This window comes from Paenibacillus sp. FSL L8-0708, assembly GCF_038009325.1.
GTDB lineage: Bacteria > Bacillota > Bacilli > Paenibacillales > Paenibacillaceae > Paenibacillus_AQ > Paenibacillus_AQ odorifer.
On the sequence record NZ_JBBPBC010000001.1, the window covers coordinates 4,036,674 to 4,049,543 of the forward strand.

At 42.5% G+C, this 12,870-nt stretch carries 8 protein-coding genes; all 8 read left to right on the forward strand.

All coding sequences use genetic code 11. The annotated features are described in order from the left end of the window. Positions 1 to 15: 15 nt before the first annotated feature. The 8 genes from NYE58_RS19050 to NYE58_RS19085 all read left to right on the forward strand — a co-directional run bounded on the left by NYE58_RS19050 (position 16) and on the right by NYE58_RS19085 (position 12,835). A complete protein-coding gene (locus NYE58_RS19050; RefSeq protein WP_341002687.1) occupies positions 16 to 6,813 on the forward strand; it encodes a putative Ig domain-containing protein in 6,798 nt (2,265 codons plus the stop codon). 207 nt (positions 6,814 to 7,020) lie between these two features. Continuing rightward, positions 7,021 to 7,698 carry a response regulator transcription factor gene (locus NYE58_RS19055; protein ID WP_076184885.1) on the forward strand — a complete coding sequence of 226 codons (678 nt, stop codon included), beginning with the start codon at positions 7,021 to 7,023 and terminating at the stop codon, positions 7,696 to 7,698. Continuing rightward, the gene (locus tag NYE58_RS19060) at positions 7,695 to 8,702 is read left to right on the forward strand and encodes a sensor histidine kinase (RefSeq protein ID WP_341002690.1); all 1,008 of its coding nucleotides are present in this window, start codon (positions 7,695 to 7,697) and stop codon (positions 8,700 to 8,702) included. Before NYE58_RS19055 ends, NYE58_RS19060 begins: the two co-directional genes overlap by 4 nt. An 83-nt stretch (positions 8,703 to 8,785) precedes the next feature. After that, positions 8,786 to 9,508: an ABC transporter ATP-binding protein gene (locus NYE58_RS19065; RefSeq protein ID WP_249267692.1), complete on the forward strand. Its 723-nt coding sequence runs from the start codon at positions 8,786 to 8,788 to the stop codon at positions 9,506 to 9,508. Continuing rightward, a complete protein-coding gene (locus tag NYE58_RS19070) occupies positions 9,505 to 10,278 on the forward strand; it encodes an ABC transporter permease (protein WP_341002692.1) in 774 nt (257 codons plus the stop codon). Before NYE58_RS19065 ends, NYE58_RS19070 begins: the two co-directional genes overlap by 4 nt. Further along, positions 10,275 to 11,033, forward strand: a complete 759-nt coding sequence (locus NYE58_RS19075) for an ABC transporter permease (protein WP_076126564.1) — start codon at positions 10,275 to 10,277, stop codon at positions 11,031 to 11,033. The genes NYE58_RS19070 and NYE58_RS19075 overlap by 4 nt, the downstream gene beginning before the upstream one ends. A gap of 190 nt (positions 11,034 to 11,223) precedes the next feature. Beyond that, the gene (locus NYE58_RS19080) at positions 11,224 to 11,808 is read left to right on the forward strand and encodes a TetR/AcrR family transcriptional regulator (protein WP_341002694.1); all 585 of its coding nucleotides are present in this window, start codon (positions 11,224 to 11,226) and stop codon (positions 11,806 to 11,808) included. 157 nt (positions 11,809 to 11,965) lie between these two features. After that, on the forward strand, positions 11,966 to 12,835 hold the full coding sequence (locus NYE58_RS19085; RefSeq protein WP_341002696.1) for an NAD(P)-dependent oxidoreductase: 870 nt from the start codon (positions 11,966 to 11,968) through the stop codon (positions 12,833 to 12,835). The last annotated feature ends 35 nt before the right edge of the window (positions 12,836 to 12,870 follow it).

Consider the following 12,870-nt stretch of genomic DNA (forward strand, 5'->3'; position numbering starts at 1 on the left):
GGAGGAAATTTTGGAATGATACGATGGAAATGGATGCAAAAAGCTTTGTCGATAGTTATAGCTACAACGTTGGCATTCCCTGGTCTGTTCAGCTTGGCGCCTTCATCCGAAGTGTCAGCTGCGGGAGGGAGCGAATCTTTTGACTCCGTTGTACTAGAATTGACACAAGCGGCAGGTCAAACAGGTAGGGTAAATCTTACGTATAAAGGTTCACCTTTAAGCAGTCTGGTTAAAGGACCGGTTATTGACGAGGTAAGTTATGATTCCAGCAATTCGCAACTTTTAACTGTTAATAATCAGGGGAACATTACTTTATCTAACGGTTATACATTTGCGTCGCCAGATGCTCCGGGCGTCCCGGTGACAATCACGGCCAGGGCGGGTTATTACACTGACTCAGAAGTGTTATTCATGGAGGACTTCGAGAACAACAATGGTCCGATGACATCTATGAGCAAATTAGGCTCGTCATTCACGCTGTCCGATGCACAGTCCCGTTCTGGATTGAAAGCGATTACACCTTCGGATGATACGAATAATGAAAAGGTAGCTCAAGATGTGGCATTACCGGCTGGCAGCAATTATAAGATGACGGCATGGTATTTTGACCCGTATCCTAATGAGGAGAAGACTGCGACGGATAGAACGCAATTTGCTATTGTAGATGGTAAAAATGCCACCTTTGCCGGGACATTCTATCAAAGTTCAGAGGCAGATGTTATTCATAACCCGACGAAATATACTTGGGCTTATGCACCATCATCAGCGGGTACAGCAGGCAACCGTTGGAAAGATAGCGGGGCTTTACGTTCCACAGGCTGGCATAAATTCGAGTGGCTTATTACACCAAATGGTGCGACGTTACAAATAGACGGAACATTAATATCTGATTCAGCGCAAAGTGATATTTACAGAGCTATGAAGAGCGGTACAACCATTCAGCCTAAAATAGCGGGAGGATGGAATAGCCAGACAGGGAACAAAGCTTATATTAAAAATAAACATCTAATCGACGATTTTTATGTTGTAAAAGATGTGGCTACAACAACAGGAACCAGAACATTAACAGTGAATTTGGTGCCTCCCGGCGGATTGCCAAATTTAGAAATAAGCACTCAGCCAACAGCTGCAGAAGTGAAACAAGGTGAGACAGCAACATTTAGCATTACGGCATCAGCCGCTGCTACTGCTTATCAATGGTATGTATCTGATGATGAGACTGGCTTGAGCGGGACAAAAGTCAGCGGAGCTGATAAGGCAGTATTAACACTTTCCAATGTGGACGCAGCTTCACAACAAGGCAATTTTTATTATTGCGAGGTTTCCTCGGCAGAGGGAGTTGTAGTGAAATCCCATGCTGTACCGTTGTTGATAACCACCAATACGCAGGTGAATGCACCAATTAATCCAACGCTTGACTCGGATTCGGGTATTTATAATGGCGCTTCCAATTACGGGGATACCCTTGTAACACTGTTCAAAGACGGTGTACCTGTTGGTTATTATTTATCGAAAAATGGGGGACCCGACCAGCCTAACAATCATGAAAGGTATCATGTTCTGCCCTATGCAAGGGCACTGGGAGTGGGCAACTACACTGTTACAGCTATTGTCATAAATAATTCGGGAGATATCAGTGAAGAAGTTGCAGCATCCGGAATATTAAAGATCGAGAAATTGCCTACACCGGCAAATGCCAGATGGAACGGCACGTACGCTACATGGGATCGCGTCGCTAACGCATCTGCCTATTCGGTTCAACTCTTCAGTAATGGAGTGGCTAAAGGAAGCCCGATTGCAGCAACAAGCAATGATGCGGCTTTGTCCCCGACTTTAAATGATACATTTAAAATAAAAGCAAACGGCAACGCAACGTCACGATTCTTAGACTCTGATGAATCAGGGGAGAGTGCACAATATTCAGCGAACATTGCGCTAATTCGCCAGAACGATACATTACGGGCAGGAGATAGAACGCGGTTAATGGTTGACACAGCTGATGTGTTCGTTGCTGATAACATCAGCTTCAGTCCGGCGGATCAAGACAAGGATAAGATTGAAGTTGATGATGCCGGATTCGTGACGGTTAAGAAAGGTTATATTCCGACAGGGAACGAAGAAGTTACTGTACATGTGAGCGTTGATTACTTCAATAAGGCTGACACTAAGTTTTACGATGGATTTGAAGGGGAGAAGAAATTTTCAAATGGTTCGAACGGATATGTTCACAGCGATGTGATGTCCCGTACCGGAGGAAAGGCCGCGACATCAAGCGGCGCCGGTCAGGTGGCGACTGTTCCAGGTACCTATAATTATGCCCCTGCAACCGGTAAGACAACAATCGTTACTGCTTGGTACTATGATGATGGCAGAGCGGCTTCCAATGACCACGCTGTCTTTGGCTTAACCCCATCGTCCAATGAACATATCGCAATAAATTATGGCAATGGAGATGGTGACTGGGCGGCAAATCTGACCAATTACGCAGTCAGGCCTGGTTCATCCGGGAGATTCTATCCTGTAGATGTCCAGCGAAGCGAAGGTTGGCATAAATTTCAATGGTTCGTTACATCAACAGGAACAACCTATAAAATCGATGGACAAGACATTCAAAGGCAAACAACAGCTGGCGGAAATTTTGATACTCCAGTTAAGAACAATATTTCCAAGATCGACGCATTGCAGCTTGCTACGAACTGGGGCAACAAGCCTGGAACGGTTAAGGATATACAGAACAGGCATTTTATCGATGACGTATATGTTATCGATAGTGGAATAGCAGCCCAAACCGGAACAGCTTCTATTACGCTAAAGCTCTTGCCTAAAGAGTATAGTCACTTGGAAGACAGCACATATGTTATTGGTCTGGATGACTATAATATCACCGTAAATCCTGATTTAACGGATCTGGCTGGAGTGAAGATCGGCGCTGTAACTCTGCTGCGGGATGTGGATTATACGGTTAGCGGTAATGTATTGAAGATTAACAGAGAATCATTCACAAGAAATAATATCGTGCCGGGAAAATATACCGTTAGACTTGATCTGTATCCTGCCGAAATCACCTTCGAGCTGAACATTGTCCCCCTTGAAGTCCGTGATTATTATCTCTCCAATAACGGTGACGATCATGCAGATGGACGCACACCAGCTACGGCATGGAAATCAATCTCCAAGATTAATGAATATGTATTTATGCCAGGTTCAACTATTTATCTGGATGCGAATAGCGTATGGAACGAACAAATCAGACTGCGCGGCAATGGTGAGGAAGAAAATCCGATTACACTTACAAAATATAATACGACCGACCCTAACCAACGCCCGGTAATTAATGGTGGAGGAACAGCGTCGAGCCCATCAGGCATTTCCTTAAACGGTACCATTGAGTTATATGACGTAAACTATTGGGTTGTCAGTGGAATTGAAGTAACGAACATCGGCAATGCGGCAGGTGACGGCCGCTCCGGTATCGCTGTAATGTCACGGATTTCCAAGCTGGGACAAGGTCAGTTTAATATTCAAGATTATGCTGATGCTCGTATGCAAGGAATCGTCATTCGAGATAACTATGTTCATGATGTTAATGGGCTGCACCAAGCAAATGGGGCAAGTAAGGTATCCGGCGGCATCATTATTAATGGTTATGTGGATATATTGGTTGAAGGCAACAAAACCCTTCGTTGTGATAACGAAGGTATTCGCAATAATGCCTACGGGCCAAGCAATCCAGGTACTAATAACACAGGTATTACTTGGAGTAATTCAAGCTATCCTTGGGCATCCAACGCTGTGTTTAGAAACAACTGGATTTCTAGTTCGGTTGGAGATGGCATTGTTATGTCCGGCGGGAACAACTCCCTTGTGGAACGAAATGTGGTCACAGACAACGGTTATAGCTATTTAAGCGATAAGAGCGGCAATCTGGTTACGAACTGGGGGCCAAATAATACAGCACCAACATATCTAGGTTCGCAAAACTATGCGGCTGCGTGGATTATGGCAAGTAAAGGCACCATCTTCCGCTATAATGAAGCTGTGGATAACCCTTATCATGCAAGTAATGACGGTATGGCTTGGGACATTGACAACTATTGTCAGGACAATGTGTATGAATACAATTACAGCCGAAATAACTATGGTGGTTGGTACTTACAGATGAATGCTGCCAAGGGCAATATCGTTCGCTATAATATTAGCGTGAACGACGGCCGCAGCCCCGATTTTAACAAGAGCTTTAACAGTCTAATATTGCTTGCAGGAGGTTCTTCAACGAGCGAGGAATTAAGTGGCTTATACTATAACAATGTCATCGTCACACCATTGAAGAATAGCAGTTCGTTAGTATTTGACCCGACAGCCTCCAACTTGCACATTTATTTCCAAAATAATATATTTGCCTACACTGGGGAAAACAACCAGGTGGGTCTGAAAGGCGGGGGAACATCAGCTCCATTTGCAGCCGGACGGTTTACGAACAACATTGTATATCCGGCTAATCTTTTTGGCAGTATGAACGCAGGTGGAGGCGGATATCTAGGTGCAGGAGTAACAGCAACAGACAACCGCTATGTAACGGAAGAGGAACTGAATTCTATATTAAAAGACTATAAATCTGCGCCTGAACATTGGATTACCAACAGTGGAACAGTGGAGGCCAAGCTTGATTACAGTGCGATGAACGGATTCCGTCTTGCGGATGGTAATAACCTGGCCTATGGTGCAGGTGCCGAGATTGTAAGCCCATATGTGGATCGGGCGAATGCTCTGCCTCATATGACGGAGAGAACAGACTTCTTCGGCAATTCACTTAGCGCTAGAACGCATTCCATCGGCGCGCACAACCCTTATGCGGTAACTTTTGATTCCAATGGGGGCAGTGAAGTTGCGGTGAAGTTCGCTGACATGGGCGGTACAATTACTGAGCCAACAGCGCCGACAAAAGATAAAACTGTTTTCGGCGGTTGGTATCAAGATAAAGGATTAAACGATGCTTGGAATTTCGATGCTGATCCTGTTACAAGGGATATTGAATTATATGCGAAATGGGCTGAAGACGCAGGTACGGCACCAACGATAATGACGAATTCGCTTGCGGATGGCAAGGTAGGACAACCTTATTCGGCAGTTCTTACCACTGATGGCGATAAGCCGATCAAATGGGCCGTTGTAGAGGGGCAATTACCATCAGGATTGAGCTTGGATGAAGATGTTGGTGTTATCTCTGGTACACCGGATCAATGGGGTCAATTTAAGTTCAAAGTTCAAGCAAACAATGGCGTTGGCAGTGACACAAAACAGTTCAATATAGTGATCACTGAAGATGCCTCAGTTGATACAGCTCCGGAGATTATCACTAAGAATTTACCAAATGGCAAAGTTGGACAACCGTATACAGTAACACTAGCGGTATATGGCAGTGAACCGATTTCTTGGAAGGTCCAGGGAGGAGATTTGCCAGTAGATTTGAACCTAGATGAAGCAACAGGCGTTATCTCGGGTACGCCTCCAGAGGCAGGATATTACGAATTCACGGTTGCAGCAACGAATGATTTTGGTAAAGATGAGCGAGAATTGAGCATCGAGATTAAAGAAGATAAGCCAGTGGATACAGCTCCGGAGATTATCACTAAGAATCTGCCAAGTGGCAACGTTGGACAACCGTATACGGTAACATTAGCGGTTTACGGCGACAAACCGATTACCTGGAAAGTGAGTGATAATTATTTACCTGCTGGGCTGAATCTAGAAGGAGCTACGGGTGTTATTTCAGGCGTGCCTACTGAAGCGGGAACTTACAAATTCAATATTAAGGCTTCCAATCATGCTGGCATGGATACGATAGAGTTAACTATTGTAATTACTGCAAATAACAGTGGTGGCAATAATGGCAATAACAATGGCGGCAATTCAAATGGCCACAGCAGTACGCCGACTCCTTCGCCAGAGTTATCAGTAGCGGAGCGTATTGATGCTACAATCAAAGAGCAGCTGAAGAAGGGCAATTCCATTGCATTGACGATGTCAGCCGGAAAAGATGAGCTTGAGATTCAAAGCGATACGATCGGTGCGATTATTAATGCCGACAAACCGCTAATCGTTACGAATAACACCGTATCTGTTAAATTGTCCGCTGAATTGTTGAAGCAATTGAATACAGGAAAGCGGATGAAGGTTGTCATTAAACCTGTAGATGAAAGAGGCGGAGCTATAGGGCGGGGATATGAATTAAAGATCTTCGTGGATGGCCGGGAAGTAACGGATTATACAGGGCTTATACCCGTAACCTTCGATCTGTCAAAAGAGAAGCTGTCGACAAACGAGCTTAACATGTTATGCGGTGTTATGCTTCAATTGAACGGTAACATGGAGCGTTTAGGCGGCAACTATGAGCGTGAGACAGGTAAATTTACCTTCACGGCAAAAGGACTAGGTTATATCTTCATTACAGCCAAGCCTGAACCTGTGAAATTGGTATTCACTTTAGGAAAGACAGGATATAAATTAAACGGAATCGAAATGAGTATGGACGTTGCTTCAACGGTAGTTAAAGGCAGAACGTTAGTCCCACTGCGCTTCATTGCCGAGAGCTTAGGAGCAAATGTAAGCTGGGATAACGTTACGAAAACCGTAATGATCACCTTGAAAGGTCAGACTTTATCGATTAAGATCGGTGAACTTGCACCAGGAATGGATGTAGCAGCTGAACTTGTAAACGGTCGTACTATGCTCCCATTACGTTTCATTGCTGAGTATTTTGGTGCAAATATATTCTTCGATAATACTTCGAAATCTATTAGTATCATGAAGTAGTATTTCCTAAAATTAGCAGCTACGCTCGAAACCCTCTAACATGCACTGCCATGTTAGAGGGTTTTCTAGTGTGCGCCCGGCATAGACGATAACTTGGCGGTGAATGTCCTCTATTAACGAACAATAAAATTGTCTTAACTGGAAACAATTCTTTAGATTGTGTTAATCTGTCTAATAGTGAACTCGGTTTAGAAAGAGGGAAGTTACTTGAAAAGAAACGTGTTATATATTGAAGATAATGAGAAGATCGGCAGTTGGGTAAAGGAAGAATTGGAACAACGAGGATTTTCAGTACAGTGGCTGCTTTCTGGTGAAGGAGCTGAAAAAGAAGTAAATCAGCATGAAATCGTTATTTTGGATATCATGTTACCCGGTTTAGACGGATTTACTGTGGGGAAACGATTAAAAAAGGCAGCTCCTGCTGTTCCTATTTTGCTGTTAACTGCTCGAACATCGATAGATGATAAGGTAGAAGGGTTACAATTTGCTGATGACTATTTAACGAAACCATTCCATACGGATGAACTAATTGCTAGATTAGAAGTATTAATCCGTCGAAAGGGCGGAACACATTCCGAACGCATTTCATTAGGGAATTATATTGAAGTAGATCCGGAAATCCAAATGGTATTTGACAAACACACAGGAGAAGAAATTATATTGACAGGGAAACAACATCATATTTTGATGTACTTCTTACGCCACCCTAATCAAGTTTTACCAAAAGAACAAATCTATGAAGCCATCTGGGAAGAAGCTTATATCACAGGTGATAAAACATTAATGGTACATATTCATCGACTGCGTCAAAAGCTGGAACGCCATCCAGACTCCCCAGAGATTATTGAAACGTTGAAGGGAATAGGCTATCGGGTGAAACTATGAAACAGACTAAATCATTATTTCGTCGTTTTCTAAAAGGACATTTTCTATTTATCTTTTTACCTCCGATCGTACTTATTTTCTTATCTGCGTTCATTGCGTCTCCTTTTAATGAAGAAGAGCTGAATAAGTTAAATTATTTTTACATTGTACTTCTTGTGTTTGGTTTTATTATTGTCGCATTTGTGGTAATCTCTTGGATTTTCTTCTTGAGACTTCGTAAACGTCTCACCTGCTTACAGGAAGTCATGTCATTTTCAGCTAATCATAATTCATTTCCTAAACCAATATCCGTTCAAAGTGATCGTATGGATGAAATCGACCAGTTAGGAAGTTCTTTTAATTGGATGATTCAGCAGCTTGAAGACAGTCGCAAGCGAGAACATGAAGAGGAATTGTTACGACATCGACTCATCGCGAATTTATCTCACGACTTACGAACGCCGCTTACCATTTTGAGGGGACATGTCACCCGATTAAATAAAGAATCAATGAGTCTAGAAGGACAAAACTCATTATCAGAGATGAACCATACGATTACTAGAGTCGGAGATCTAATGGATGATTTACTTTCCTATACATTGCTTACATCAGGAAAACATCCTTTTGAGCCCACTTCAACAGATATTGGACGTTTAGTAAGAGCATCTGTTGCTGCGTGGTATCCTGTATTTGAAGAAAAAGAAATCCGGATCGAGGTTGATTTACCGACTGAGGCGACTTTTTATTGGGATGCAGATCCTAAATGGATGACACGTGTTCTGGATAATTTATTTCAGAATATTCTTCGCCATGCAGCAGAGGGGAAATATGTAAACATTGTGGTTGATGTAGAAAAAGAACAGATCATTGTTGCAGACAGAGGTCCGGGGATGGATAACTCTTCCTATGAGCGTGGGGCGGGGATAGGTTTATCGACTTCAAATTATATGTTGAATAAAATGAAGCTTAAAGCTGACTTTACATCAAATGAAAACGGCACAACAGTGGCTATTGGTAGAGCTTAACCTAAAGTTAAACCAGAAGTAAACAGCAGGATAACCGAGATGTAACTTTGCTTCTTTATAATTAGAACCATAACAGAAAGGAAGTGTTATGGTTGCTTACAATTAATAACTTAGTCAAACATCGCGGAACTGGGAAAATCTTATCAGGTATCAGTTTTAAAGCTAGACCTGGCAGAGTAACTGGTTTTCTAGGTCCAAATGGAGCAGGTAAAAGCTCTACACTTCGCATCCTGCTTGGATTAGATCGTGCTACCTCAGGGAGTGCACTAATCAATGGAAAGCCATACGCAGAATTACATAATCCTGTATCAACAGTAGGTGCCGCACTTGATGGATTTGGAGCTCATCGTATGCGAACAGGACGGGCACACTTGCGTTGGATTGCTCGTGCCGCAGGATTGTCTAACTCACGTGTCGAGGAAGTTCTGGAAATAGTAGGTCTTACTAATGCAGCCGGAAAAAGAGTTGGGAAGTATTCTCTTGGTATGGGGAGGAGACTTGGAATAGCAGCTGCGCTACTCGGTGATCCAAAAGTATTGATTTTAGATGAACCCGTAAATGGGCTCGACCCAGAAGGAATTCGGTGGATTCGGACATTTTTACGTGAACGTGCTGAGTCTGGAAATACGGTGTTGTTATCCAGTCATCTAATGGGAGAGCTTGCAGAGACGGTTGATGATGTGGTGATTATTAAGCATGGAACTATCGTTGCAGATGGAACATTGGAAGAAGTAATAGGTAACTATTCCACGCTGGAGGAAGCCTTTTTTGCCCTGACATCTGAAAATGCAGGTGAAGTTGTATGAGAGCATTTAACGCGGAACTATCTAAATTGTTCTCCTTACCGGGTATTTGGCTTGCTTTTCTCATTGGAGCGTTTGCCCCAGCGCTTATTGCTGCCTTGGACAGCATAGCACAAAAAGAGGAGATTATAGCTGGAGTTAGCACGCGGCTATCGGAAGTTGGCTATATCGGGTTAGCTCTTGGTGTGCAAGGCGTTATTATTCTTGGTGTGCTTGCTGTCAGCAGTGAGTATTTGACAGAGAGCAGTGAATCTGGTGGAGGACAACAGATTACAACGAGTTTAACTGTTGTTTCATCCCGAATTCATTTTTTATTGGCAAAAGCAGGCGCTGTGACTGTGATCAGCATACTGCTTTGTATTGTTGCTATTATGACAACTGTGTCTGCAACGCATCTTATTCTTGGTGAATATGCCCCTGCATTTGAATGGTCCAGACTTATCGGTGCCATTTGTTACTGGACATTCACTGCTCTTTTAGCACTTGGAATTACTTTTCTAACTAAGAATGGCATCCTCCCGCTTGCTGTGCTCATAATAAATTCATCCGTTGTATCATTTAGTGTCCTGTTGTATAGGGTTACAAAGTTGGCGTTTTACTTACCAGATAGGGCTGGCGCTGAAATGTTTATGTTTACGGACAACACATCCACAGGCAGTTTATTCGAGAGGTTTCACACCCCCTTCACAGGCGGTTTAGTCATGTTTGCCTGGGTAGTCGTTGTTTTCATTGTTGCAGCTATTGTATTCCATAGGAGGGACGTTGCAGCATGAGTGTCTCATCTAGTAGAAAGATAACACAAATCCTGGGTGCTGAACTGGATAAATTAGTTACATTACCATTGATAGGGCTCACTCTTTTGGTTACATTCATTCTTAATTTAGGTTTAGCCGCTGCTTTTACTTCTGTTGATCTACAAGGGGCAGCAGGAACGCAAAATATACTGAATACAGGACTTTCTTCTATGGGATATCTTCAAGCAGGATTCATTATTCTTGGTATCTTAGCTACTTGTTCAGAGTATACAGGGGGACAGATTCGAACTACTTTAACTACGATACCTTGGCGAGGGTTTCAATTATCCACGAAGTATTTGGCCTTGACCATTATAACCATTCCTGCGGCGTCTTTTACTACTGCATCAGGTGTACTATATACCTTTATCATGATGAAAGACACAGCAGTAGTGATTGAAATAGACGAAATGATAAAATCATTAGCAGGTGCAACAGGCTATCTAACTTTAACCACACTTCTCAGTGCAGCTATAGGTGCTTTATTAAGACGAACTACTCCTGCTTTAGTGGTACTGCTTGGCTATTACTTCATTGTCAGTCCATTGTCGAAAGATTTTCTACACAATACTAAATATTTTTTTCCGGATACAGCAGGATATTATATGTATATGCCGCCTTCCTCCGATGAAATAAATGTCCTTACACCAATGGAAGGGACAGGTATTTCCCTGTTATGGACACTGATCTTTATTACAGCAGCTATTATATTTTACCGTAAACGAGATGCCTAACTCTGAACTAGCTGATTTGATCATTAAACTAGAATAATATGCAACAAACATTGATGTTTGGATAAAAGATATTTTTGAGCAATTCAATAAATAAGTATTTGCTCTTAAGAACGGACACCAATATGAGTGTCCGTTTATTTTATAAATCTGGACTGATCAGTTCAGATATGTTATATTTCAATGACGGGAGGTGTTACTTATCGCTAGGACAAAAGAATTTAACAAAGATCAAGCGCTGCATCAAGCCATGCTGTTGTTTTGGAAAAAAGGATATGAAGCGGCTAGCATACCGGATTTACTAGAGGTGATGGGCATCAGCCGATCCAGCCTTTACGATACGTTTTCCGACAAGCAAACCTTGTATACAGATGCCCTTGAGCATTATAAAAAGGGGAATTTCAATAAGCAGGCTATTCTTGAACATGCATCTAGCGTTAGAGATGGAATTCTTCAATTTTTTGAGTATCATATTGCTTCAGCATACGATACCAGCCTGCCGGGCGGGTGTTTTGTTACGAATGTAGCTACAACATTGGAGTCGCCAGATGAAAAAATTAATGAGTTGATAAAGACTAGTTTTTTGGAATTAGAGCAAGCTTTTTGTGACCTTTTAGAAAAAGGCCAGCAACGGGGAGAAATTGATAAAACGACTGATATCAAAGTGTTGTCTTATTTATTGTTGAATTTACATCAAAGCATTAATATTATGGCCAAAGCAGATCAGAATCCGGAACGTGCAAAAGAGATGATTAGCTTTGTAATAGCAGGAATCTAATTTTTTTTAATTATTTCGGAACGATCGTTCCGTTATCATATTCCCCATATTTTGAAGGTGCTAATTAAGGAGTATGTGTTAGACTATATTTTTTTTAATTATTACGGAACGATCATTCCGTTATTGATAAATCCCTCAAAATAAGGAGAGGTGTCTAATGAAAGTATCGTTTATTGGGCTTGGAAATATGGGGCTCCCAATGGCCCAAAATCTGTTGAAAGCGGGTTATGAATTAGTCATCTTTAATCGGACCTCTGAAAAAGTTGAACCCTTAATGAAACAGGGAGCACGATATGCCAAAACACCGCTAGAGGCAGTGAAAGAAAGCAATCTTGTAATTACCATGCTTTCTGATGATACTGCTTTGAAGGAGGTCGTCGAGGGACCAGATGGTGTTCTGAATGGATTGTCGGAAAATGGAATTCACATCTCTGCCAGTACAATCAGCGTAGATCTGGCTCGAAAATTATCCGTCTCGCATGCGGAGCGAAAGCAACACTTTGTGTCTGCCACGGTGATGGGGCGCCCAGATGCCGCTAAAGAAGCTAAATTGCGTATTATTTTAGCTGGTCCGGAACAAGCAAGACAACGGGTACGTTCCCTTTTAACAGTATTGGGTCAAGAGATAGTAGAGATTGGGGATCACGGCGAAGAAGGGAACGTTGTGAAAATTGGCGTTAACTTTCTAATTGCTTCAATGCTGGAAGCTTTGTCGGAAGTGCAGCTAATGGTAGAAAAGCACGGTATTGATTCGTCCCGATTTATGAATGTCGTGAATGCTCTTTTTCAATCTCCAATATATCAGAACTATGGAGCGATCATGAGCGAACAGCGCTTTGAACCGGCCGGTTTTAAAATGAAGCTTGGGTTAAAAGATGTTGCATTGGCTATTGAGGCAGCGAAGTCCGTTCAAACTCCTCTACCTTTAGGTCAGCTTATCCACCATCACTTGTCTGAAGGAATTGCCAATGGTTATGGTGAGTTGGATTGGACGGCTTTAATCCGTTGTCTTGAGCATTCTTCTTAAGAAATTGGGTTGCACCGATGATGTCGGGCGAATTG